This is a genomic window from Intrasporangium sp. Soil_C_50 (assembly GCF_057656595.1).
Map to the genome: position 1 here is coordinate 1 of NZ_JBDGKB010000021.1, position 25,259 is coordinate 25,259.

Sequence of the window (25,259 nt, forward strand, 5' to 3'; positions counted from 1 at the left end):
CCGGCCGCGGTGGTGCGGATCGTCGTCCCGTTCGAGGTCGCCACCGGCACCTCGAACGCGGCGTGCGAGCTGCCCGGGCACGGCTGGGTCACCGCCAAGCATGCCCGTCAGATCATGACCGCCCCCGGGTCGGTCTGGCAGCGCCTGGCCGTCGCCGTCGACACCGGCACCGCGCTGCAGCTGTCCACCGACCGCTACACCCCGACCCGCGCCATGGTCGAACACGTCCGAGCCCTCGACGGCATCTGCCGCGCCCCCGGCTGCCAGGTCCCCGCCGAACGCTGCGACCTCGACCACATCACCCCCTGGCCCGCCGGCCCCACCCGCGTCACGAACCTCCAGTCCCTGTCCCGCGGCTGCCACCACCCCAAGACCACCGGCGCCTGGACCGCCCACCGACCCGATGACGGCGAGGAGACCAGCCCCGAGAGTGTCATGGGCCGAGCCGTGCACTGGACCACCCTGGCCGGACGCGACTACATCACCTACCCCAAGAACTGGCGCGAAGCCCTCACCGACCCCGGAACCGGCCCACCCGAACCAGAACCCGACCCGCCACCCTTCTGACCGCGCCCGGTGGCCACTGACCGCGCCAAGGTCACAGCGACTCCGTCGTCGACCCACAGGCCACGTCCAGACTGCGCGCCTAGCCTGCGGCTGAGCGGCACGCGGCACCGTGCACTGCCGCCGTGGAGGGGAGGACGCCATGGCCGATCTGGGATGGCCCGAGATACTCATCATCGCCATCACCGCGATGGTCCTCTTCGGCTGGAAGCGCCTGCCGGACGCCTCGCGCAGCCTCGGCCGATCGATCCGCGTCTTCCGCTCGGAGATCGCCGGCATGCGCACGGACGGCGAAGGCACGCCGGGCCCGACCACCGTGGCTCCGTCCGACCTCGACGCCCCGGCGCCCGTCACGACGACCGAGGTCACAGGCACGCCGCAGCGACCGGAGTGACCGGGCGCGCCAGACTGCCCCGGTGACCGGAGCCTGGCGCAACACCACCCACGACTGGGCCGGGACGGTGGACAGTGACCACCTCGCCGACATCCGGGCGCGAGCCACCGAGCTCGCGCCGGAGGGCGCGACCCACCTGCTCCTCGAGGTGCTCGCCCACGCCGACGACGAGGCCGAGGGCGGCGGCGGCCAGGCTCGGCTCGTGGCCACACCTCGAGGTCGTCGTCGTGCACGAGGAGGTGCCGGCCCCCGGCTCGAGCGCCGTGGACGCCCCGGCTCGGGACCGCTCGTGACGGTTAGGGTGGGTCCGGGTCCGTCCGACTCCAAGGAGGTGCGATGACCAGCCCCGTCCCCCTCGACCTCGACTACCGCGCCGCGGCGTGGAAGCGCCTGGCCAGCAAGCAGTTCGACGTGCTCGTCATCGGTGGGGGCGTCACCGGCGCCGGCACCGCCCTCGACGCGGCGACGCGTGGCCTGTCCACGGCCCTCGTCGAGCAGCGCGACTTCGGCTCCGGCACGTCCTCCCGCTCCTCGAAGCTGTTCCACGGCGGCCTGCGCTACCTCGAGCAGATGAACTTCGACCTCGTCCGCGAGGCGCTCAAGGAGCGCGAGCTCATGCTGAGCCGCATCGCGCCGCACCTCGTCAAGCCGGTGTCCTTCCTCTACCCGCTGACGAACCGCGGCTGGGAGCGCCCGTACGTCACGGCCGGCCTGACGCTCTACGACTCGATGGGTGGCGCGCGCTCGGTGCCGCGTCACAAGCAGCTGACGCGGACCGGCGCCCTCAAGCTCGCCCCCGCCCTCAAGCGGGAGTCCCTCACCGGCGGCCTGCTCTACTACGACGCCCAGGCCGACGACGCCCGGCACACCCTGACGACGGTCCGTACCGCGGCCGCCTACGGCGCCACGGTCGTCTCGAGCGCCCGCGTCGTCGACCTCCTGCGCGCTGGTGAGCGTGTCGTCGGTGCCTTCGTCGAGGACGTCGAGACCGGCGAGCGCACCGAGGTCCGCGCGTCCGTCGTCATCAACTGCACCGGTGTCTGGACCGACGACATCCAGACGATGGCCGGCGGCCGCGGCCGCTTCCACGTGCGCGCGAGCAAGGGTGTGCACATCGTCGTCGCGCGCGACCGGATCAACTCCGAGACCGGCCTCATCCTGCGCACCGAGAAGTCGGTGCTCTTCGTCATCCCGTGGAACACCCACTGGATCATCGGCACCACCGACACCGCCTGGGACCTCGACCTGTCGCACCCGGCCGCCACCAAGGCCGACATCGACTACATCCTCGAGCACATCAACACCGTCCTGAAGGTGCCGCTGACCCACGAGGACATCCAGGGCGTCTACGCGGGTCTGCGCCCGCTGCTCTCCGGCGAGAGCGAGGACACGAGCCAGCTCTCGCGCGAGCACGCCGTGGCCCGCCCGCAGCCCGGCCTCATCTCCATCGCCGGCGGCAAGTACACGACCTACCGCGTCATGGCCGCCGACGCGGTCGACGCGGCAGCCGAGGACGTCGGCGGCGACGTGCCCGGCAGCGTCACCGAGTTCATCCCGCTGTCCGGCGCCGAGGGCTACGTGGCGCTCGTCAACCAGATCGACCGGCTGGCCCGCCACCAGGACCTCCCGGTCTGGCGCGTCACCCACCTGCTCGAGCGCTACGGCTCGCTCGTCCACGAGCTGTTCGACCTCGCCGAGGACGACCGCAGCCTGTACGAGCCGCTGCCCGGCGCCGAGGAGTACCTCAAGGTCGAGATGCTCTACGCCGCGACCCACGAGGCGGCCCTGCACCTCGACGACCTCCTCGCTCGTCGCACCCGCATCTCCATCGAGACCCCGAGCCGCGGCGTCGACTGCGCCCGCGCCGTGGCCGAGATCGTCGCCCCGGTGCTCGGGTGGGACGCCGAGCGCCTCGACGCCGAGGTGGCGGCCTACCTGGCGCGCGTCGAGGCCGAGCTCGAGTCGCAGAAGGAGCTCGTCGACTCCGAGGCCAACGAGGAGCGGCTCGCCGCCCCCGACGTGCGCCGCATCCCGGTGAGCCGGCCCCAGGAGGTTCCATGACAGACGCGTCGCCCGGTGGCGTCCTCGTCGTCGGCGGCACCGGCGTCGACACCATCGTGCGCGTGGCCGGGCTGCCCGTGCCCCTCGCCGACTCGCACGTCGTGCCGCCGATCGACATGCACGTCGGCCACACCGGCACCGGCGTCGCCCTCGGGCTGCAGCGGCTCGGTGTACCGACGCGGATCGTCGACGTCGTCGGCGACGACCACGAAGGCCGGCTCGTTCGCGATCGGCTTGCCGCAGCAGGCATCCCGTTCGACACCGTCGTCCACCCGAGCGGCACCCGCCGGGCCGTCAACCTCGTCGACCCGACCGGCCGCCGCTTGTCGCTCTACGACCCCCGGCACCCGTACGACCTCGTGCCGGACGCGTCGCTGTGGCTCGACGCCCTGGCCGCGCTCGACGCCGGCCCAGGCGCCCGGCACGTCCACGCGTCGATCATGCCGTGGACGGTGCGCGCGCTCGACGAGGCGACCCGCCGCGGCCTGAGCACCTCGACCGACCTGCACGACTGGGACGGCGACAACCCGCACCACCGCCCGTTCGCCGAGGCCGCGGAGGTCGTCTTCGTGTCGGGTTCAGCGCTCGGCGGGCGCGAGGACGACGTCGTGGCCGACGTGCTGGCCCGCGGACGTGCCCGCCTCGTCATCGTCATGGACGGCGCCCGCGGCAGCCGGGTCACCGTGCGCGACGGCGAGCGCTTCGCCATGCCTGCCCTCGACCTGCCCGGACGCACCGTCGTCGACTCGAACGGCGCCGGCGACGCGTACGTCTCGGGCTTCCTGCGCTCGTGGCTCTCGGGCGGGGCCGTGCGCGACGCCGCGCGCAACGGCGCCGTGGCCGGCGCGTGGGCGTGCGGGACGGCCGGCACCCACGCCGACCTCGTCGACGCCGCCGAGATGGACCGCCAGCTGGCCCGGCTCGACGCCTGAGCCGAGCCTGGGCTCAGCCCTGGCCGCCGCCGGCGTTGTCGCCGCCGGCGATGTTGACCATCCAGTCGACGCCGTACTTGTCGGTGAGCATGCCGAAGGTGTCGCCCCACATCTGCTTCTCGAGCGGCATCTGCACGGTGCCGCCGTCGGCGAGGCCGTCCCACCAGCCCTTGAGGTCGGACTCGTCGTCGCCACTCAGGCTGACCGTGATGCTCGAGCCGGTGCGGTACTCCATCTGCGGCGGGGTGTCGGCGGCCATGAGGGTGAAGCCGGACGGCGTCTCGAGCTGGGCGTGCATGATGCCGTCGGAGCCCTCCCCCTCTTGGCCGTACTCGCCGAACGTGCTGAGCGTCAGGTCACCCCCGAAGACCGACTTGTAGAACTCCATCGCCTCGCGTGCGTTGTCCTTGAACGAGATGTACGGGTTGAGCCGAGAGGTCATCGCATGCTCCTTCGCAGGTCGCTCCGGGTCGGAGCGGGACGTGCAACAGGCTAGGACCGGCCACCGACGAGCGGCACCCCCAACGGGTGGAGTCCGGTCGAACTCTCAGTACGAACGCCGCGAACGCCGCGCGCCCCCGTTCGAGCCGAGCGGGTTCTGCCGGCGCCCGTCGTCGGTGGGCCCGAGGCCGCCCTGGCAGGTCGGGCAGTAGAACATCGTGCGCTCCTGCGGCGGGACGCCGATCGGCGCCACCCGGACGGTCGTGCCGCAGCGCCGGCACGGACGCCCGCTGCGGGCGTGGACGTAGTGCGCCTCGTCGAGGCGCCGGCTGCCGGTGCTGGACTGAACGGCGTGGCGGCGGCCCTGGTCGATGAGCCGGTGGGCCCGGTCGACGACCCGCTCGACGGTCTCGCGCCCGAGATCGGCGGGCAGTGCCCACGGGTGGACCCGCTCGAGGAAGAGCGTCTCGGCACACCACATCGTGCCGACGCCGGCGAGGTTGCGCTGGTCGAGCAGCGCCGCGCCGATCGGCACCGGCGCGGCGAGGACGTGGCCGACCGCGCGGTCGCGGTCCCAGTCCGGGCCGAGGACGTCCGGGCCGAGGTGGCCGACGAGGTCGCCCTCGCGGTCGGTCGGCACGAGGTCGAGCATCCCGAGCCGAAGCCCCAGTGCCGTCCAGTCGGGCGCCGACACGAGGGCCCGCAGCTGCGGGTTGCGACGCCACCGGTCGGCGAGCGTCGGCGTCGCCTCGACGCGCCACTGGCCCTCCATCCGCAGGTGCGAGTGGAGCGTCACGCCGCCCTCGATGCGGTGCAGCACGTGCTTGCCGCGGCTCACGACCTCGAGCGTCGAGCGGCCCCGGAGGTCGGCCGTCGAGATCTCTGGCCAGCGCAGGTCGGCCTCGACGATGACGCGTCCGGCGAGCGCAGCGTGCAGCCGCTGCGCCGTGCGCCACACCGTGTCACCCTCCGGCACGTCCCACCTCCTGGGCCTTCACCTCGCGTTCACCGTCGGGGTGCCCGCCACGGCCAGCGTATTCAACCCGCGCCACTGCCTTCGCCGGGTGCGAGACCTGACCGTCGTCGTGTCCGCCCCCGGATCGTGCGCCTCCCGGGAGCGGTGCCTGCTGGCGCTCGCGGCGCAGACGATGCCGGCCGACCGGTTCGAGGTGGCCGTCGTGCTGCATTGCCCGGGCGAGGCGGCACGCGAGGCGCTGAAGCGCAGGCTCGAGGGACCGCTCCACCGAGGGGGTCGCCGCGGCCCGCGTCGAGCCCGGCCACGAGCCGGTGCCCGACGCGGGACCGACCACGGCTCCCTCCGCACCGTCGGGCTCGCCCGGGCCCGCGGCGGGTTCCTCGTGCCCACCGACTGGCTGCGCGACGTGCCGTGGGTGGACGATCTGGCAGGGCACGAGCACCGCGACCCTCAAGCAGTCCTCCCCCGGCTACTGGGAGAAGTACAGCTAGCCGCTCAGTGGCGCAGGCGCAGTCCGCGCGGGGTCATGTGGAACCCCGCGTTGGACAGCGCCTGCACGAGCGGGTGACCCGACCCGAGTACCGACGCGCCGTCGGCCTTCTCGACGGTGAGCCGGCCGAGCGCGCCCTCGCGCACCGCGAGTGCCAGGGCGTCAGCGGCCGGCTGGAGCCGGTCGGGGTCGTCGGACCAGCAGAGCATCGTCTTGCCGCCGCGCTCGACGTAGAGCACGAGCGCGCCGTCGACGAGGACGACGAGCGCCCCGGCCTTGCGGGCGGGCTGGTGGCCCTTGCGACGCGATGAGCCCTCCGCTGCCTCGTCGGTCGCGTCGGTGACGCCACGCTCGGGCCAGCCGATGGCGGCGCCGTAGGGGTTGGCGGGGTCGCTCGCGGCGAGGACGAGCGCCGGCACGGCCGGCGCGTCGGGGCGGCGTCCGCGTCCGGAGGCCGTCGGCGGCGGCGCCACCGGCACGGCCCACTCGTCGCCCACCCGCGCGTCGACGCGCCCTGACGCCGACGTGGCGCCCGACGCATCGGCGCCCGGCAGCCGGGTGAGCGAACGCAGGCGATCGACGGCGCCGGTGGAGGCGAACTGCGAGGCGCCGAGCCCTTCGACGAAGTAGCCGCGGCGCACCTTGCCGGCCTCCTCGGCGGCGGCGAGCACCCGGTACACGGCGGCGAACCCGCCGGGCACCTCCTCGCTGACGACCGACCCGCGGGTCAGCACGCCGTAGCGGTCGAGGAGCAGCTCGGCGGCCGTGACAGCACGGACCGTCGGGTCGGTCTCGGCGACGGGCAGCAGCGTCCAGCGGCCGACACCGGTCGGCGGCCCCGACCCTGCGGCACGACCGGCGTGCAGCGCCCGGCCGGCCGCAGCCGCCTCGGCGGCCTCGACCTGCGCGGGCGACGATGCGGCGAGCGCCCCACGGAGAGAGCCGAACCGGCCAAGCGACCCACGACGCGAGGTGTACCGGGCCGACCGGGGCGCCGACGTCGTGCGCTTGTGGGCGGTGCGGCCCCCGGACAGCAGGGCGCGCAACGGCGCGACGGTGTCGTTGGTGACGTGCCCGGACCACACGAGCGACCACAGCGCCTCGATGACGTCGGTGTCGTCGAGGTCGAGACGCTGGGCCAGCGGGCGGAAGAAGTAGGCGCCGCCGCCGTCGAGCGCGTCGAGGACGGCACGCTCGGCGTCGGTGAGCGCGCCGTCGGGGCCGGTGGTGTCGTCGGGCGGTGTGAGCGTCAGGTGCGCGGTGTCGGCGAGGTGCAGGCTGACCCAGCCGTCGTCGCCGGGCAGCGAACCGTGCCCGCGCCAGACCACCTCGCCCGAGCTCATCACCTCGTCGAGCAGCGCGGGGCGGTAGTCGGCGACCCGGGCCGGCAGCACGAGCGACTCGAGGGCGCTGGCCGGCAGCACGGCGCCGGTCAGCTGCTCGACCGCGCGCAGCAGACCTTCCCGGCCGCGCTGGCCGCCGCCGACGCCCTGCCACTGCGGCACGAAGCGGGCGAGGTCGGCCTGGTCGACCGGCTCGACCTCGTGGCGCAGCGCCGCGAGCGACCGGCGCCGCAGCAGGCGCAGCACCTCGGCGTCGCAGAACTCGGGGCCGTGGCCGCCGCCGTTCTCGGTGGGCAGCAGCTCTCCCTCGACGACGCGGCCTGCCGACACGAGCCGGCGCAGCGCGTCGTGGACGACGGCCGGGCCCAGGCCCCACCACGCCGCGACGGTCTGCACGGCGAACGGGCCGTGGGTGCGGGCGAACCGGGCCACGAGGTCGGCGAGCGGGTCGGGGACCGGTTCGAGGAACGCCTGCGGCACACCGACGGGCAGCGCGGTGCCGAGCGCGTCGCGCAGCCGGGCGGCGTCCTCGATGGCGGCCCAGCGGTCCTCGCCCGCGACGCGGACGGCGATGACGCGTCGGGCGGCCTCGAGCTCGGCGAGCGCTGACTCGACGGAGGCGGGCTCGAAGCCCTCGGCCGCCCGGGCCACGACGTCGCGCGTCGACAGCGGCCCGAGGACGCGGAGCAGGTCGGCGACGTCCTCGCCGTCGCGGGCTGCACGTTCGGGGGTGAGGCGCTGCAGCTCGGCCTCGGTGCGGGCCACCGCCTCGGGGTCGAGCAGGTCGCGCAGCGCGAGCGCCTCGCCCTGCCCGAGCAGCTCGGACAGCAGGGAGGGGTCGAGCGCGAGGGCGGCTGCCCGGCGCTCGGCGAGCGGGGAGTCGCCCTCGTAGAGGTACTGCGCGACGTAGCCGAAGACGAGCGACTTGGCGAAGGGGCTCGGCTGGCGCGACTCGACGTCGACGACGGTGACGGCGCGCGAACGGATGTCGCCCATGAGCCCGACGAGGCCGGGCACGTCGAAGACGTCCTGGACGCACTCGCGCACGGCCTCGAGGACGATCGGGAAGCTCGGGTACTGGCTGGCCACCTCGAGCAGCTGGGCCGCCCGCTGGCGCTGCTGCCACAACGGCTGGCGCCGGTCGGGGCGGCGGCGCGGGAGCAGCAGGGCGCGAGCGGCACACTCGCGGAAACGGGCTGCGAACAGGGCGGATCCGCCGATCTCCTGCGTGACGAGCTCGCTGACCTCCTCCGGCTCGAGGGTGACGATCTCGACGAGCTGCTGGCCCACCGCCGCGCCGTCGTCGAACTCGAGGTCGGGCAGGCGGAAGACGATGCCGTCGTCGCCGTGCATCGCCTGGACGTCGATGCCGAACCGCTCACGCATCCGGGCGGCGACGCACAGCGCCCACGGCGCGTGCACCTGCCCGCCGAACGGCGAGAGCACGGCCACGCGCCAGTCGCCGATCTCGTCGCGGAACCGCTCGACGACGATGGTGCGGTCGTCGGGGACGTGGCGCGTCGCCTCCTTCTGCTCGGTGAGGTAGCCGAGGAGGTTGTCGGCGGCCCACTCGTCGAGGCCCGCAGCCTGCACGCGGGCGCGCGCCCGCTCGGGCGAGAGGCCGACGATCTCGCGGATGAACGACCCGACGGCGCGGCCGAGCTCGACGGGCCGGCCCTGCTGCTCGCCCTTCCAGAACGGGAGCCGCCCGGCCTGGCCCGGCGCGGGCGTCACGAGGACGCGGTCGTGGGTGATGTCCTCGATGCGCCACGTCGAGGTGCCCAGGGTGAAGACGTCGCCGACGCGGGACTCGTAGACCATCTCCTCGTCGAGCTCGCCGACGCGTCGACCCGGGCCCTCGCCCGAGGCGAGGAAGACCGCGTAGAGGCCGCGGTCGGGGATGGTGCCGCCACTCGTGACCGCGAGGCGCTGGGCGCCGCGGCGACCGGTCAGGGTGTCGGTGACGCGGTCCCACACGATGCGCGGGCGCAGCTCGGCGAACTCGTCGCTCGGGTACTTGCCGGCGAGCATGTCGAGGGTGGCCTCGAGAACGGTGCGCGGCAGCCCGGCGAAGCTCGCGGTGCCACGGACGAGGGTCTCGAGGTCGCCGACGGTCCAGTCGTCCAGGGCACACATGGCGACGACGTGCTGGGCGAGGACGTCGACGGGGTTGGCCGGTACGCGCAGCGACTCGATGTCTCCCGAACGCATCCGCTCGACGACGACGGCGGTCTGCACGAGGTCGCCGCGGAACTTCGGGAAGAGCACGCCCTGGCTGACGGCACCGACCTGGTGGCCGGCGCGGCCGACGCGCTGCAGTCCGCTCGCCACCGACGGTGGGCTCTCGACCTGCACGACGAGGTCGACGGCGCCCATGTCGATGCCGAGCTCGAGGCTGCTCGTGGCGACGACGGCAGGCAGCCGGCCGGCCTTGAGGTCCTCCTCGATGGCGGCGCGGTGCTCCTTGCTCACCGACCCGTGGTGGGCGCGCGCGAGCACGGCCGGCGCCCCGCGCGAGGCCCCCGACTGCGCCATGACCTGGGCGGGCGGGTGCGACGCGGCGGCTGCGGCGTCGGCCGGTGACGGCAGCCCCTCCTGCTCGGCGAGGCGCTCCTCCCAGATCTCGTTGAGACGTGAGGTGAGGCGCTCGGCAAGGCGCCGGGAGTTGGCGAAGACGAGCGTCGAGCGGTGGTCGGCGATGAGGTCGACGATGCGCTCCTCGACGTGCGGCCAGATGCTCGCCTGCGGCGCGTTGCCCGCGGCCGGCCCGGAGAGGTCGGGCACGCCGGGCGTGATCTCGGCCGGCGCGCCGGACAGCTCGGCCATGTCGGGCACGGGCACGACGACGTCGAGGTCCCACTGCTTCGTCGAGACCGGCTGGACGATCTCGACCGGACGCCCGCCCGCGAGGTACCTCGCGACCTCCTCGACCGGGCGCACCGTCGCCGACAGCCCGACGCGCTGGGCCGGCTTCGGCAGGATGGCGTCGAGGCGCTCGAGGCTGAGCGCGAGGTGGGCGCCGCGCTTGGTGCCCGCGACGGCGTGGACCTCGTCGACGATGACGGTCTCGACACCCTTGAGCGCCTCGCGGACCGAGGAGGTGAGCATGAGGAAGAGCGACTCGGGCGTCGTGATGAGGATGTCGGTGGGCGTGCGGGCGAAGGCGCGACGCTCGTTGGCGGGGGTGTCGCCCGACCGGACGCTGACGCCGATGTCGGGCCCCGGCAGTCCGAGCCGCGTGGCCGCGTGGCCGATGCCGACGAGCGGGGCGCGCAGGTTGCGCTCGACGTCGACGGCGAGCGCCTTCATCGGCGAGACGTAGAGGACGCGGCACCGTTCGAGGCGCTCCTCGGGCACCGGCTCGCTCGCCATCCGGTCGATGGCCCAGAGGAACGCCGAGAGGGTCTTGCCCGAGCCGGTGGGGGCGACGACGACGCAGTGGTGGCCCGAGCTGATGGCGTCCCAGGCACCCGCCTGGGCGGTGGTGGGCGCGCTGAAGCTGCTCCGGAACCACTCCGCGGTGGCCGGGGAGAACCGGTCGAGCACGTCAGCCATCAGCGCCAACCCTGCCACGGGGTGGGGACAGCGGCCGGGGTCGACGGCCCGACGCGTCGGTCAGAACGGCGGCAGCTCGCCCTCACCCGGGGTGACGCGCAGGTCGGCCTCGTCGATCGCGACGTCGTCGATGCTCGCCTCACGCCGACGCATGTAGCCGAGGTCGTCGAACTCCCACAGCTCGTTGCCGTACGAGCGCCACCACTGGCCACCAGCGTCGCGCGACTCGTACTGGAAGCGCACGGCGATCCGGTTGCCCTCGAAGGCCCACAGGTTCTTGCGCAGCCGGTAGTCCAGCTCGCGGTCCCACTTGCGACGCAGGAACGCCACCACCTCGGCCCGGCCGACGACGTGCTCGCCGCGGTTGCGCCACTCGGTGTCCTCGCTGTACGCGCCGGCGACGCGTTCGGGGTCGCGGGTGTTCCACGCGTCCTCGGCGGCCTGCACCTTCCGGCGGGCCGTGTCCTCGGTGAACGGCGGCAGCGGGGGTCGGGGCTCCATGTCCTCAGCGTCGCACCTCGCGATGCGTCCCGTCGACGCGTCGGGTCCAGCCGCGGGCGTCGAGGTGCTCGAGCAGCGGGATGACGGTGCGGCGGGTCGAGACGAGGGCCACGCGCGCCTCGCTCGTCGTGAACGGCTGCGGCAGCCCGGCGAGCACGCGCATCGCCCGGGCGGGGGCGATGGGCAACAGGTACACGTCGTCGGGCACGCCCGGCAGCCGCACGAGCCGCCCCGCGCGCACCGCGGCGGCGAGCTCGCGTGGGCCGAGCGCGGACGCGTCGAGCTCCTTCTGCTCCGGCGCGGCGAAGGGCGCGTCGGCCAGGCGCGCCTCGATCACGCGTAACCCCTCCTCGGCACGCTCCCCCAGCACGGCGTCGCGCCCGGGCAGGCCGACGCGTCCGTCGTGCACGTCGAGCCCGACCGACGCAGCGAGGTCGGGCACGAGCGCCCGCTCCGGCGCGCCCGACGCGGACCGCGCGGCCTCGAGGGTCAGCGTCGGGTCGAGCGGGTCGGCGCCGGCGCGAGTGGTGACCGCGGCGTGCAGCCGCCGCCCCCAGTCCTGCCACGCCGCGTCGGCGACGAGCCACCTGCCGTGACGCGTCACGCCCTCGGCCGGCGGGCCGCCTTCGGGCACGTGAGCGCCGAGCGCCTCGGCATCCGCCCTGGTCATCGCTCCGCGTCGTGCCACCTCGGCGCCCAGGTCGGGTGCGCCACCCATAGCCGCGACGGCCTCGGCGCGGCGGGCGGCCGCGCCACGCCGGCTCAGGGCCGGCGGGTCGGCGTCGACGACGAGCGCGCCGACGACGCGTCGTGACCCGGGGTCGCGCAGCACGAGCCGGTCGCCGGCGGTGAGCGCGAGGGCCGCGGGCAGCGCCAGGCGCAGCGCGCCGGTGCCGAGCGGACGCGTCCGGACCTCGACGGCGAGCGAGCCGACGTGGAGCATGAGATGCGCTGGTACGCGGTCGAGCCCGTCGGCGTCGACCTGGACGTCGAGGGACGCCGTCGTGCGCCAGGCGTCGGGGGTCACGAGCGCGTCGCCCCGGCCCACCTCGTCGGCGGCGACACCGCGGACGTTGACGGCGACCCGGCTCACCGGGCCCACGGCGTCGGCCGGACGCTCCTGGCTCTGGAGTCCGCGCACGGTGACGCGGGCGTGCGTGCCGTCGGCGCGCTGCACGAGCAGCTCGTCACCGACGCGGACCGTGCCGGCGCCGAGCGTGCCGGTGACGACGGTGCCGGCGCCCCTGACGCTGAAGGACCGGTCCACCCAGAGGCGGACCCGGGCGTCGGCGTCCGGCACCGGCAGCGCCGCGACGAGCCGGTCGAGCGCCGCCCTGACGTCGTGGAGGCCCTCGCCCGTTCGGGCCGACACGGTGACCGCCTCGGCCCCCGCCAGCGACGTGCGAGCGAGCCGCGCCAGGGCGTCGGCGCGGGCGGGCTGCGGGTCGGCGAGGTCGGCCCGGGTCACGACGACGAGGCCGTGCCGCAGCCCGAGCGCGTCGACGGCAGCGAGGTGCTCGGCCGACTGACGCCGCCAGCCCTCGTCGGCGGCGACGACGAGGACGACCGCGGGCGCCGGCCCGAGGCCGGCGAGCATGTTGCCGACGAAGTGCTCGTGTCCTGGCACGTCGACGAAGGCGACCGAGGCGCCGGAGGGCAGCGTCGTCCACGCGTACCCGAGGTCGATGGTGAGGCCGCGGCGCCGCTCCTCCTCCCACCGGTCCGGCTCGATGCCGGTGAGGGCGCGCACGAGGGTCGACTTGCCGTGGTCGACATGACCAGCGGTGGCGACGACGTGCACGCCCTCACCGTACCCAGCGCGGCTGGGCGCGGGACCGCGTCGGTGTCAGTGCCGGGGAACGTGCTCCTCTCGGGGTGTCCTGGCGTCTGCTGCCACGGCGTCGTGCCGCGGCGGGCGGGTGACGAGCGGCAGGACCAGGGCCACGACGGTGATGATGCCGATGACGGTGAAGCCCAGCGTGTAGGCCTTGTCGCTGCCGATGAGCGAGGCGATGAGCAGCGGTCCGACGACGCCGCCGATGCTCCAGCCGATGAGCATGAGGCCGTAGATGGCGCCGACGTTGCGGACGCCGAAGAACTGCCCGGCGGTCGAGGGCATCGTGCCGAACGCCCCGCCGTAGCAGAGGTAGATGAGGGCGGCGAGGACCGCGAAGAGGGCCTTGTTCGTGGCGTGCGGGATGAGCAGGAGGCACACGGCCTGGACGCCGAGGATGCCCATGAAGGCCGGCATCTTGCCGACGAGGTCGGACAGCCAGCCCCAGAAGATGCGGCCCGCGCCGTTGAAGAGCCCGAGCACGCCGACGAGGGCGGCGGCGGCCGCGGCGGAGTAGCCCGCGACGTCGCTCGCCGTGCCGGCGGCCACCGCGATGAGCGAGATGCCAGCCGTGACGCTCATCGTCAGGATGCCGGTCAGCAGGTACCACTGGCGCGTGTGCAGGGCCTCGCTCTGGCTGAAGTCCCGAGCCGCTGGGTCGCCGCTCGTGACCTTCGGCGCGTCCTTCGCACTGGCACCCGTGACGTCCGGTACGACGTCGGGGTTGCGGAAGACCGACGTGCAGAGCAGGAGGATGACGAGGTAGCCGATGCCGAGCCAGAGGAACGCCTTCGTCGGCACGCTCGGCGTCTGGTCGATGAGCGCCTGGCCGACCGGCGCCGTGACGACCGCGCCGAACCCGAAGCCGGCCACGGCCAGTCCGGTGATGAGGCCCGGCTTGTCGGGGAACCACTTCTGCAGCATCGCGATCGGCACGATGTACACCATGCCGAGGCCGAAGCCACCGATGACGCCGTAGCCCAGCACGAGCAGCCAGAAGGCGTCCGGCGACTGTGCGAACGAGGCGAGGATGACGCCGACGGCGTAGATGATGCCGCCGGTCAGCGCGACGACGCGCGGGCCGCGGGCGTCCTGCAGCCGGCCGCCGACGTAGCTGCCGATGAAGATCATCCCGATGACGACGCTGAACGGCACGGCGGCCTTCGACTTCGACCAGCCGAACGCGGCGTCGCTCTGCATCGCCTTGGCGAAGACGCTCCACGCGTAGACGGATCCGATGGCCAGCTGCACGAGCACGGCGCACACGAGGATGACCCAGCGGTTGGCGCCGCCGGTCCTCGTCGCCGGATCTGTGACGGTCCTGCTCACGGCATTCCCCTTCCGGTCCTCCGGCGGCGCCCCTATGCGCCGCCGGCAGCGGCGTCTATCGCGCCGTCGTGATGGAGTCGTCGACGACGCCGGCGGCGCGCCGGCGCTCGAGACGCTCGCGTTGGTGCTCGACCGTGTACTTCGGGTCGATCGCGGAGGTCATACCCGCCTCGAAGACGCCGAAGCGCGTACACGCCGAACCCGCCATGAGGGCAAGCCCGCTCAGGGCCGCCCCGACGCGCGTGCGCCCCACGGTGACGGCTCCGACGGCCCCGGCGATGGTGAGCACCTTGCTGGCCCTGAGCAGCGTCGCGGCCTTGCCGGTGCGCAGCGGCTCGGACAGCGTCGGGCCGAGCTTCTCCTGCATCCGCTCGAAGGCGAGCGTCTCGACGAGTGCGCTGACGGCGGCGAGGCGTCGGGCCGGGCCGTTCTGCCGCGCCGGCACGGTGACCAGGGCCAGCCCCGACGCGGCGAGGTTGGCCGAGCTGACGAAGACGAACGGCAGCTCGCGGTAGGACTCGTGCCACGTCGGCGTCGCGGTGTCGGCGAGGAGCACGGCGGTGTACGCGGCGAGCGGCGGGGCGAAGAGCGCCGAGCCGACGGTCGCGGGGCCGTCAGCGACCTCGAGGAGGCGCGACACGCGAGCCAGCGCAGTGCCGGACCTGCCTGCGCCAGAACGACTTCCGATGAGCGCCTGACCGACCTCCGAGGCGAGCGCCAGGCCGGAGAAGCCGCCGAACGCGGTGAGGATCCACGACCCGACCGACATCGGCGAGGTCAGCTTGACGGTGCGCATCATGTTGAGGGCGCGGCTCGGCTTGCCGAGGTCCTTGGCGAGCGCCGCCCCGCCGAGCGCGGCAGCCCCGACGGCACCGACGCGTCCGGCCCGGCGCAGCGCCGGGTAGCCGAGCACCGCACCTCCCGCGGCGAGGAGCGCCGACCCGGCGGCGACCCCGCCGAGGAACAGGTAGGCGGGAATCTCCTTCTCCCACGGGGCGGGCTTGACGATGTGGCGGCCGTAGTAGCTGTCGAACCTCGCGTCCGGCACCATGAGCGACTCGTCGCGCCGCCGGCGTCCGCCGTTCTGCCCCGCGGTGCGGGCACCGTCGCGCCGACGCTCCTTCTCGGGCGGACGGTCGGCGTCGAACGGGTTGGTCGTCATCGCTTCCTCCCGACGAACGCGGCGGCGGCCATGCCGAGCATGGCGATCCCGGCGAGGCCGGCCTTGCGGAACATGTCGGGCAGGTCGGCCGTCGTGACGCGCGGGTCGGGCGGCAGGCCGTAGACCTCGGGCTCGTCGAGGAGCAGGAACACCGAGCCGGTGCCGCCGACGCCGTCGTTCTCGTCGGTGCCGTAGAGGCGCGCCTCGGTGTAGCCGCGCTCGTGCAGCTCGGCGACACGGGCGCGGGCAGTGGCTCGCATGTCGTCGAGGTCGCCGAACTTGATCGACGTCGTCGGGCAGGCCTTGGCGCACGCCGGCGTGTCGCCGGCGCCGAGCCGGTCGTAGCAGAGCGTGCACTTCTGGGCGATGCCGACGTTCTTGACCTCGCCGTTGCTCGACGCGTACGACGGCGGGTTGTCGTGGCGGCCGGACGTGTCGGTCGAGCCGCGCTCCGTGCCGGCGCCCTTGATGGTGATGCCGTGCGACTGGTGCCCCTTCTCGTGGCCCTCGTCGCCGCGCCGGCGCTCGATGACGCCGAACGGGCAGGCGGCGACGCAGTAGCCGCAGCCGTTGCAGATGTCGTCCTGCACGACCACGGTGCCGAACTCGGTGCGGAACAGCGACCCGGTGGGGCACACGTCGAGGCAGGCGGCGTGGGTGCAGTGCTTGCAGACGTCGGACGCCATGAGCCACCGCACGTCGGGCAGCTCGGGTTCGGCGACGGCCGTGGCCGCGGGCGCGGCCGTCGGCTCCTCGGCCGGTCGCACGGTCGGCATCCCGAGCTGCACCAGCCGGCGGCCGGACTCACGGGCCTGCTCGATGCGCTCGGTGCTCTGCTCGACGAACGCGACGTGGCGCCACGTGCTCGCGCCGAGCGCGCCGGTGTTGTCGTAGGACTGGTTGAGCAGGTCGAGGCCGTCCTCGGGGATGCCGTTCCACTCCTTGCACGCGACCTCGCAGGCCTTGCAGCCGATGCAGATCGAGGTGTCGGTGAAGAATCCCTTGCGCGGCTCGTGCCGGTCCCACGCGGCGTCGGCCGCGGGGTCGGTCGGTCCGGACAGCTGGTTGCGCCAGAAGCCCACGCCTCAGCCCTCCTTCTTCTTCATCTCGGGCGACGTGTCGGGGACGGACTCGGGGTGCCCGGTCCGCAGCTCGTTGCTCGTCATGACGGTCGAGCCGGCGCGCGACTGGTACTCGGCGACGAAGCGCAGCAGCGCCTCGCCCGTGGGGCGGCGGCCGGGCACGATGTCGCACGAGCCGGCCTTGCTCTCCTGGATCTGGACGTTGGGGTCGAGGGCGACGCCGAGCAGGTCGTTCGCGGCGTCACCGCTGACGACGGCCGCGCTGCCGACACCCCAGTGGTAGGGCAGGCCCACCTGGTGCACGGTGCGGCCCCGGATGACGAGCGGCGTCATGCGCTCGGTGACGAGCACGCGCGCCTCGATGGCGGTGCGGGCCGACACGATGGTGGCCCACCCGCCCGGCTCCAGCCCGCGCTCCTTCGCCAGCTCGGGAGAGACCTCGCAGAAGAACTCCGGCTGCAGCTCGGACAGGTAGGGCAGGAAGCGGCTCATGCCGCCGGCCGTGTGGTGCTCGGTGAGCCGGTAGGTCGTGAAGACGAACGGGTAGACGTCGGCGCCCGGGGCGTTCCCGGACGGGCTCCAGAGGTTGTCCTTTCGCGGGAAGACCTTGCGGGCCGGGTTGGACTGCTGCCGGTAGAGCGGGTTCTGGACCGGCGACTCCTGCGGCTCGTAGTGCGTCGGCAGCGGCCCGTCGAGCATGCCCTTCGGGGTGAAGAGCCAGCCCTTGCCGTCGGCCTGCATGATGAACGGGTCGTCGCCCGCGAGGCCGTCGGGGCCGCCGGTACCGGGCTCGGGCCGGAACGTCGGCGCCTTCGTCGGCGGGAAGTCGGGCACGTCGTGCCCGGTCCACTTCCCGGCGTCGGCGTCCCACCAGACGTACTTCTTGCGCTCGCTCCAGGGGTTGCCCTCGGGGTCGGCCGAGGCGCGGTTGTAGAGGATGCGGCGGTTGGCCGGCCAGGCCCAGCCCCAGTCGAGCGCGGTGAGGTCCTGCTCCTGGCCCGGGCGCCGGTTCGCGGCCTGGTTCCTGCCGTCGGCGTAGACACCGGTGTAGATCCAGCAGCCGCCGTCGGTCGAGCCGTCGGCCTTCATCTCCGTGTACGACGACAGGGGCTGTCCGGCCTTGTCGCCGGTCAGGTGGCGGCCGTTGACCTCGGCGAGCACGGACTCGGCGTCGATCTCCCCGTCGGTGTCGAGCGGGTAGTCCCACGTGAGGTCGAGCAGCGGCCGGTCGCGCGGGTCGGTGGAGTCGGCGAGGATCTCGCGGACGCGCTTTCCCAGCTCGAAGAAGAACTCGAGCTCGCTCTGGGCGTCGCCGGGCGGCGGGACCGCCTTGTGATGCCACTGGAGCATCCGCTGGGTCTGCGTGAACGAGCCCGACTTCTCGGTGTGCGCCGCCGCCGGCAGGAAGAAGACTTCCGTCTGGACGTCCTCGGTGCGCAGCTCACCCGTGGCGATCTCGGGGCCGTCCTTCCAGAAGGTCGCCGACTCGATCATCGCGAAGTCGCGCACGACGAGCCACTTGAGGTGGCTCATCGCCTGACGCTGCATCCGCCCGTGCGCCGAGCCGACGGCCGGGTTCTGCCCGAGGAGGAAGTAGCCCTCGACCTGGTCGTCGAGCATCGCCATCGTCGTCTGGTAGGTGCCGTGCGCCCCCGAGAGCCGCGGCAGGTAGTCGAAGCACCAGTCGTTCTCGGCCGTCGCGGCCTTGCCCCACCACGCCTTGAGCAGGCTGACGGCGTAGGTGTCGGCGTTGGCCCAGAAGCCCTTCTGCTCCTTGCTGCCGATGGCACCGACGTAGTCGTCCCACGTGTCGTGCAGGCCCGCCACGGGCATGGCGAGGTAGCCGGGGAGGATGTTGTAGAGCGTCGGGATGTCGGTGGAGCCCTGGATGCTCGCGTGGCCGCGCAGCGCCATGATGCCGCCGCCCGGTCGGCCCATGTTGCCGAGGAGCAGCTGGATGATCGCGGCGGTGCGGATGAACTGGGCGCCGAGCGTGTGCTGGGTCCAGCCGACGGCGTAGACGAACGCCGTCGTGCGGTCGCGGCCGCTGTTCTCGGTGACGGACCTCGCCAGGTAGGCGAAGTCGTCGACGCTGACGCCGCACGTGTCGGCGACCATCTCGGGCGTGTACCGGGAGTAGTGCCGCTTGAGGACCTGGAAGACGCAGCGGGGGTCCTGCAGCGACTCGTCGCGCAGCACCCGGGCGTGCTCGAGCGCCGGGCCGCCCGAGCCGTGCTCGTCACCGGCCGACCGCTCGGACGTGCTCTGCCCGTGCTCGTGCCCGGCCGCGGGGCCGCCGATGGTGCCGGGCGATCCGTCGCCCTCGCTGTCATCGTCGCCCGCGCCGTCCTCGGACGTCGCGTAGGCCCACGTGTCGGGGGCGTAGCTGCCCTTCTCGTCGTCGTAGCCGGAGAAGAGCCCGTCGAGGTCCTCGGTGTCCTGGAACTCCTCGCTGACGAGCGTCGCGGCGTTCGTGTACGCGACGACGTACTCCTTGAAGAACAGCTCGTTGCTCAGGATGTGGTTGATGAGCGCCCCGAGCAGCACGACGTCGCTGCCGGCCCGGATCGGGATGTGTTTGTCGGAGGTCGCCGACGTGCGGGTGAACCGCGGGTCGACGTGGATGACCCTCGCACCCTTGAGGCGCGCCTCGGTGACCCACTGGTAGGCGACGGGGTGGCACTCGGCCATGTTCGAGCCCTGGATGACGATGCAGTCCGAGTTGGACAGGTCCTGCACGTACTGCGTGGCGCCGCCGCGTCCGAACGAGGACCCCAGACTGGGGACCGTGGAGGAGTGTCAAATACGGGCTTGGTTCTCGATCTGGATGGCGCCCGCTGCGGTGAACAGCTTCTTGATGAGATAGTTCTCCTCGTTGTCGAGCGTCGCGCCGCCGAGCGAGGCGATGCCCATCGTCCGCCGCAGCGGACGGCCCTTCTCGTCGTGGTCCTGCCAGCCGGCGCGACGGCTCTCGACGAAGCGCTGCGCGATCATCTCGACGGCGGTCTGGCGCGCCATCGGCTCCCAGTCGGTGCCGCCCGGGCGCCGGTAGAGCACGTGACGCTGGCGCGTCGGGTTGTTGACGAGCTGCTCGCTCGCGGATCCCTTGGGGCACAGACGGCCCCGCGACACGGGCGAGTCTGGGTCGCCCTCGATCTGCACGACCTTCTCGTCCTTGACGTACACCTTCTGGCCACAGCCGACGGCGCAGTACGGGCAGACGCTCTGCACGACGCGGTCGGCGGTGGAGGTGCGCGGCGTCAGCGACCTGGTGCGCTCGGACGTCACGGCCGGGCCGCGTCCGAGGAAGTCACCCGAGCGGACCTGCCGGACCACGGGCCAGGACAGGAACGTCTTCTTCGCCTCCATGAGCGTCACCTTCCCCGGCGCGCAGGCACGCCGACCGAGCGTCACGTCGTTCGAGCACTCCATGCCCACGGGGCCCGGAGCTCTAACCACCCTAGGCACGCGAGTCGGAGAAAGGGGGGTACGGCCCGACCCGGGTGTCGGACCGTACCCCCGCGAGCGTGCCGGCGCGTCAGGACAGGTACGGCGTGCCGGTGCTCCACGTGAGGACGCCGGTCCACGCCGGACGCACGGGCGGGCTCGCGCCCTTGCGCACGTGGAAGGCGACGCGCAGCACCCTGCCGTCGCTGATGACCTCGGCCCCGCCGGGGCGGCAGAAGCGGTCGGTCGTCCAGACGCCCAGGCCGCCGACCCAGCGCGGGTTGCCGAGCGCGAAGAGGTCGTTGCCCGACCACACCTGCGTGGCGTAGTCGCAGTCCTTGTAGCCGTTGCGCGACACGAACAGGTGCACCTTGCCGCTGCCGATGGGGAGTCGATGGGGAGATCGCCCCGACCCTGCCCACTCCTAGACTCGGGAGGGATGGACTCCCCCGCACCCGAACCGCGCCGGCCGGCGCTGCGGCAGGCGACGGCGGGCCTGCTGCGCTGGGGGCCACACGGCGGTGCGCACCGGGTGGCCCTGCGCGCCGGCGTCTCGGTCTGCCTCCCGCTGCTCGTCCTCGTCCTCGCCGGGCGCGCCGAGTGGGCGCCGTACGCCGCGTTCGGCGCCTTCACCTCGCTCTACGGCCGGCGCCACGCCCGCTCCGAGCGCGCCGGCATGCAGGTCGTCGCCGGCGCGTTCCTCGTCCTCGCGGTGACGGCGGGTGCGCTCGTGTCGCTCGCCCCGGAGTCGCGCTGGCTCGTCGTGCCCCTCGGGGCCCTGCTGGCCGCGGCCGGCTCGCTGGCATCCGACGCGTACCGCTGGCACCCGCCGGGCCCGCTCTTCCTCGTCTTCGCCTTCACGGTGTGCGCGATGGTCCCGGCCACCCCGGCCACCGTCCTCGTCGCGGCCGCGGTGGCCACGGCGAGCGTCCTGTTCTCCCTGGTCGTGGCGCACGTGGGCGTGCTGCGCGAGCCGACCTCGTGGCGCCGTCCCGAGCTGCCGGCTCCACGGTTCCGCGACGCGCTCGCCGCACCGGGCGCCCGGGCGCACCTGCTGCGGTACCTGCTCGCGCTCGGCGTCGCGGGGGCCGTCGCCACCGGGCTGGGCTGGCAGCACCCCTACTGGGCCATGGTGGCCGCGGTGACGGTGCTGTCGGGGCCCGACCTCGCGGCGCGCCTGACGCGCGGGCTGCATCGCGTCGTCGGCACGGCGGTCGGCGTCGTCGTGGCCGCGCCGATCCTGCTGTGGTCGCCGCAGGGGGCGTGGGCGGTGCTCGTCATCGGCGTCCTGCAGGTGCTCACCGAGCTCGTCGTGGGCCGCAACTACGCGGTCGCCCTGCTCTTCATCACCCCGCTCGCGCTCATGATGGGCCAGCTCGCCCACCCCGTTGCGGCGGGTCCGCTGCTGCGCGACCGGCTGTTCGAGACGGTCCTCGGCGCCGTCGTCGGGGCGGTCGTCCTGGTCGCCGTCCCCGACCGGCTGCGTCGGGCATCCTCCGCGGGCGCGTGACGATTCGGCCGGCGCCCCGGGCCGGTGGCATGCTCGCGTGGTGACGACGAACCTCGAGAAGCGCATCCCCGCCGACGCGGACGCCGACGCGCTCTGCGACGCGTTCGCCGAGTGGGCCGCCGAGCAGGGGCTGACGCTGTACCCGCACCAGGAGGAGGCCTTCCTCGAGGTGCTCTCGGGCAGCAACGTCATCCTCGCGACGCCGACCGGGTCGGGCAAGTCGCTCGTCGCCGCGGCCGCCCACTTCACCGCCCTCGCCGAGGACCGCGTCTCCTTCTACACCGCCCCGATCAAGGCGCTCGTGTCGGAGAAGTTCTTCGCCCTGTGCGACCAGTTCGGCGCCGACAACGTCGGCATGATCACCGGCGACGCCACGGTCAACGGCGACGCCCCGATCATCTGCTGCACCGCCGAGGTGCTGGCCAACCTCGCCCTGCGCGAGGGCCCGTCGGCCGACATCGGCCTCGTCGTCATGGACGAGTTCCACTTCTACTCCGAGCCCGACCGCGGCTGGGCCTGGCAGGTGCCGATCCTCGAGCTGCCGCAGGCGCAGTTCGTCCTCATGTCGGCCACCCTCGGCGACGTCACGATGTTCCGCGACGACCTGACCCGCCGCACCGGACGGGCCACCGCCGTCATCGCCGGCACGGAGCGGCCCGTGCCGCTCGAGTTCTCCTACGCCACGACGCCGATCCACGAGACCATCGAGGAGCTGCTCGAGCAGGACCGGGCCCCGGTCTACGTCGTGCACTTCACCCAGGCCGCCGCGCTCGAGCGCGCCCAGAGCCTCGTCGCGCTCAAGGTGACGACCCGCGAGGAGCGCGACGCCATCGCCGAGCGGATCGGGGGCTTCCGGTTCGGCACCGGCTTCGGGCGCACCCTGTCGCGGCTCGTGCGCCACGGCATCGGCGTGCACCACGCCGGGATGCTGCCCAAGTACCGGCGCCTCGTCGAGCAGCTGGCCCAGGACGGCCTGCTCAAGGTCATCTGCGGCACCGACACCCTCGGCGTCGGCATCAACGTGCCGATCCGCACCGTGCTGCTCACCGGGCTGACGAAGTTCGACGGCACGAAGCAGCGCCTCCTCAAGGCGCGCGAGTTCCACCAGATCGTCGGACGCGCGGGGCGGGCCGGCTTCGACTCCCGCGGCTGGGTCGTGGCGCAGGCTCCCGAGCACGTCATCGAGAACCTCCGCGCCGTCGAGAAGGCCGGCGACGACCCGAAGAAGCAGAAGAGGATCCAGCGCAAGAAGGCGCCCGACGGTTTCGTCGGCTGGTCGGAGGAGACGTTCGAACGACTCATCACGAGCGAGCCGGAGCCGCTGCAGCCGCGCCTGCGCGTGTCGCACTCGATGCTCGTCAACCTCCTTGCGCGCGAGGGCAACCCGGTCGCGCACGCTGTCCGGCTGCTCTCCGACAACCACCACGAGGCCAAGGACCAGCGGCGCCTGCAGAAGCACGCCCTCGTGCTCGCCCGCGAGCTGCTCACCTCCGGCGTCGTCGAGCGGCTACCCGAAGCCGACGCATCCGGCCGCCGGCACGCCCTCACCATCGACCTCCAGCGCGACTTCGCGCTCAACCAGCCGCTCGCGCCCTTCGCCCTCGCCGTCATGGAGACGCTCGACCGCGAGTCCGACACCTACGCGCGCGACATCGTCAGCATCGTCGAGGCGATCCTCGAGGACCCCCGACAGGTGCTGTGGGCCCAGGAGTACAAAGCCCGCGGCGAGGCCGTCGCCGCGATGAAGCTCGACGGCATCGAGTACGAGGAGCGGATGGAGCGGCTCGAGGAGGTCTCCTGGCCCAAGCCGCTCGCCGACCTGCTCGAGGTGACCCTCGCTGCGTACAGGCAGAGCCACCCGTGGATCTCCGTCGACGCCCTGTCGCCGAAGTCGGTGGTCCGCGAGATGTACGAGCGCGGCATGACCTTCACCGAGTTCGTCTCGTACTACGGGCTTTCGCGGTCCGAGGGCCTGCTGCTGCGCTATCTCACCGACGCCTACCGCGCGCTGCGCCGCACGGTGCCCGAGCACTACCGCGACGACGAGCTCGACGACGTCGTCGAGTGGCTCGGCGAGCTCGTGCGCCAGACCGACTCGAGCCTGCTCGACGAGTGGGAGGACCTCGTGAACCCCTCCGACGACGCGACGCCCGGGCGTCCCGGTGAGGTCGCTCCCCCGGCCCGCCCGCTCACCGCCAATGAGCGCGCCTTCACCGTCATGCTCCGCAACGCGATGTTCCACCGCGTCGAGCTCGCGGCCCGCGACGCGTGGGAGCAGCTCGGCGAGCTCGAGTCCCGGGTGGCCGAGCTGACCGACCCGCCGCGCCAGGTCGTGATGGACGCCGACGCGTGGAACGAGGCGCTGGGTGCCTACTACGACGAGCACGACGCCATCGCCACCGACCAGGAGGCCCGCTCCCCCGCCCTGCTGCAGGTGGAGAAGGTGCCCGGCGAGTGGCGGTTGCGGCAGGTCGTCGTCGACCCGGACGGCGACCGTGACTGGGGCGTCACGGCCGTCGTCGACCTCACGGCGAGCGACGAGGTCGGCGCAGCCGTCCTCAGCGTGACCGGGTTCGAGCGCCTCGGCGGCTGAGCCCCAGCGGCGCGTCGTGCCTAGGGTGGGCGCATGACCGACAGCGCCGCCGACCTGTCCGCCGACCTGTCCGACGTCCCCGGCCTCGACGCGGTGCTGCGCCGCCTCGACGCCGACGCGGTCCGCGTCGACGCCCTGCCCGACGCCGACGGCGTCCTCGCGCGCCCGCACGACGGCGGCAACGGCACCGGCGTGCTCGTCCTTTCCGGTTCGAGCGGTCGCGTCGAGTCGCCGAGAGCGCGCCTGCTCGCGGCGGCCGGGGTCTCGGCGGCCTTGTCCTACCGGTGGTTCGGCGCCCCGGGAGCTCCGGACTCGATCTGGGAGTACCCGCTCGAGGCGTTCGGCCCGGCGGTCGAACGGCTGGCCGCCGACTGCGACCGCGTCGTGCTCCTGGGCACGTCGAAGACCGCCGAGGCCTTCCTCCTGCTCGCGACCGACGACCCGCGCGTCGACGCCGTCGTCGCGGTCGGCCCGAGCCACGTCGCGTGGGCCAACGTCGGCCCGGGTCCCGACGGCGAGCTGCGCCCGCAGCACGCGTCGTGGAGCCGCGGCGGTGAGCCGGTGCCGTTCGTGCCCTACGACGACGAGTTCGAGGTGGCGGGCGACCCGCCCGAGCTCGTCGGCATGTACCGCCAGAGTCTCCTCGCGGCGCCGGAGGCCGCAGCCGCCGCGACGATCCCGGTCCAGCGGTTCTTCGGCGACGTCCTGCTCGTGGCCGGCGGCGACGACCACCTGTGGCCGGCCCTCGACGCCGCCCGGGCCATCGAGGCACGCCGGTCCGAGGCCGGGCTGCCCACCACCGTGGTGTCGCACCCCGACGCCGGGCACCGCGTCGTCCTGCCGGGCGAGCCGGTCGCCACGGGCGGGACTTGGATGGCCCGGGGCGGCACCGAGGAGGCCGACCGTGCCCTCGGTCTGCTCGCCTGGCCCGAGCTGCTGCGCGTCCTCGGGGTGCACGAGGGTCATTCGTCCTGATCGACCGTGGGCGCGTCGCGCTGGGTATGTTCCGAGAAAGTCTCGGGATCCCTCGACCGACAGGATCGCT

General features: G+C 73.5%; 18 protein-coding genes. 8 read left to right on the top strand and 10 right to left on the bottom strand.

All coding sequences use genetic code 11. The annotated features are described in order from the left end of the window. The 5 genes from AC3A5R_RS22550 to AC3A5R_RS22570 all read left to right on the top strand — a co-directional run. A partial coding sequence (locus AC3A5R_RS22550) for an HNH endonuclease signature motif containing protein (RefSeq protein ID WP_487623012.1) occupies positions 1-567 on the top strand: 567 nt, incomplete at its 5' end. Positions 568-706: 139 nt separating this feature from the next. Continuing rightward, positions 707-958 carry a Sec-independent protein translocase subunit TatA gene (locus tag AC3A5R_RS22555; protein ID WP_487623013.1) on the top strand — a complete coding sequence of 84 codons (252 nt, stop codon included), beginning with the start codon at positions 707-709 and terminating at the stop codon, positions 956-958. A gap of 22 nt (positions 959-980) precedes the next feature. Beyond that, positions 981-1,298: a hypothetical protein gene (locus AC3A5R_RS22560; protein ID WP_487623014.1), complete on the top strand. Its 318-nt coding sequence runs from the start codon at positions 981-983 to the stop codon at positions 1,296-1,298. Beyond that, a complete protein-coding gene (locus AC3A5R_RS22565; protein ID WP_487623015.1) occupies positions 1,295-3,019 on the top strand; it encodes a glycerol-3-phosphate dehydrogenase/oxidase in 1,725 nt (574 codons plus the stop codon). The genes AC3A5R_RS22560 and AC3A5R_RS22565 overlap by 4 nt, the downstream gene beginning before the upstream one ends. Continuing rightward, complete coding sequence (locus tag AC3A5R_RS22570) at positions 3,016-3,951, top strand: carbohydrate kinase family protein (RefSeq protein ID WP_487623016.1); 936 nt, start codon at positions 3,016-3,018, stop codon at positions 3,949-3,951. The genes AC3A5R_RS22565 and AC3A5R_RS22570 overlap by 4 nt, the downstream gene beginning before the upstream one ends. Before the next feature lie 13 nt (positions 3,952-3,964). Here AC3A5R_RS22570 and AC3A5R_RS22575 read toward each other — a convergent pair whose 3' ends face one another. The 10 genes from AC3A5R_RS22575 to AC3A5R_RS22620 all read right to left on the bottom strand — a co-directional run bounded on the left by AC3A5R_RS22575 (position 3,965) and on the right by AC3A5R_RS22620 (position 20,469). Beyond that, a complete protein-coding gene (locus AC3A5R_RS22575; protein WP_487623017.1) occupies positions 3,965-4,393 on the bottom strand; it encodes a VOC family protein in 429 nt (142 codons plus the stop codon). 105 nt (positions 4,394-4,498) lie between these two features. Beyond that, positions 4,499-5,368 (bottom strand): DNA-formamidopyrimidine glycosylase family protein, encoded by an 870-nt coding sequence (locus AC3A5R_RS22580; protein ID WP_487623018.1) that lies wholly within the window; start codon positions 5,366-5,368, stop codon positions 4,499-4,501. A gap of 495 nt (positions 5,369-5,863) precedes the next feature. Then, complete coding sequence (locus AC3A5R_RS22585; protein WP_487623019.1) at positions 5,864-10,756, bottom strand: ATP-dependent helicase; 4,893 nt, start codon at positions 10,754-10,756, stop codon at positions 5,864-5,866. A 60-nt stretch (positions 10,757-10,816) separates the two neighbouring features. Then, positions 10,817-11,257, bottom strand: a complete 441-nt coding sequence (locus AC3A5R_RS22590; protein ID WP_487623020.1) for a DUF1348 family protein — start codon at positions 11,255-11,257, stop codon at positions 10,817-10,819. Positions 11,258-11,261: 4 nt separating this feature from the next. Continuing rightward, entirely contained in the window at positions 11,262-13,058 is a 1,797-nt protein-coding gene (selB, locus tag AC3A5R_RS22595) for a selenocysteine-specific translation elongation factor (RefSeq protein WP_487623021.1), read from the bottom strand. Between the two features lie 45 nt (positions 13,059-13,103). Beyond that, positions 13,104-14,420, bottom strand: coding sequence for an L-lactate MFS transporter (locus AC3A5R_RS22600; protein ID WP_487623022.1), 1,317 nt, complete (start codon positions 14,418-14,420; stop codon positions 13,104-13,106). Between the two features lie 55 nt (positions 14,421-14,475). After that, positions 14,476-15,582 (bottom strand): NrfD/PsrC family molybdoenzyme membrane anchor subunit, encoded by a 1,107-nt coding sequence (gene nrfD / locus AC3A5R_RS22605; RefSeq protein WP_487623023.1) that lies wholly within the window; start codon positions 15,580-15,582, stop codon positions 14,476-14,478. Continuing rightward, on the bottom strand, positions 15,579-16,664 hold the full coding sequence (locus AC3A5R_RS22610; protein ID WP_487623024.1) for a 4Fe-4S dicluster domain-containing protein: 1,086 nt from the start codon (positions 16,662-16,664) through the stop codon (positions 15,579-15,581). The genes nrfD and AC3A5R_RS22610 overlap by 4 nt, the downstream gene beginning before the upstream one ends. A gap of 3 nt (positions 16,665-16,667) precedes the next feature. Beyond that, positions 16,668-20,033: a formate dehydrogenase gene (gene fdh / locus AC3A5R_RS22615; RefSeq protein WP_487623025.1), complete on the bottom strand. Its 3,366-nt coding sequence runs from the start codon at positions 20,031-20,033 to the stop codon at positions 16,668-16,670. Between the two features lie 169 nt (positions 20,034-20,202). After that, a complete protein-coding gene (locus AC3A5R_RS22620) occupies positions 20,203-20,469 on the bottom strand; it encodes a hypothetical protein (protein WP_487623026.1) in 267 nt (88 codons plus the stop codon). A gap of 81 nt (positions 20,470-20,550) precedes the next feature. Here AC3A5R_RS22620 and AC3A5R_RS22625 point away from each other — a divergent pair, with 81 nt between their 5' ends. The 3 genes from AC3A5R_RS22625 to AC3A5R_RS22635 are packed head-to-tail and all read left to right on the top strand — an operon-like array spanning position 20,551 to position 25,189. Next, positions 20,551-21,621: an FUSC family protein gene (locus tag AC3A5R_RS22625; RefSeq protein WP_487623027.1), complete on the top strand. Its 1,071-nt coding sequence runs from the start codon at positions 20,551-20,553 to the stop codon at positions 21,619-21,621. A 37-nt stretch (positions 21,622-21,658) separates the two neighbouring features. Then, positions 21,659-24,214: a DEAD/DEAH box helicase gene (locus AC3A5R_RS22630; protein WP_487623028.1), complete on the top strand. Its 2,556-nt coding sequence runs from the start codon at positions 21,659-21,661 to the stop codon at positions 24,212-24,214. Positions 24,215-24,247: 33 nt separating this feature from the next. Then, entirely contained in the window at positions 24,248-25,189 is a 942-nt protein-coding gene (locus tag AC3A5R_RS22635; RefSeq protein WP_487623029.1) for an acyl-CoA thioester hydrolase/BAAT C-terminal domain-containing protein, read from the top strand. The last annotated feature ends 70 nt before the right edge of the window (positions 25,190-25,259 follow it).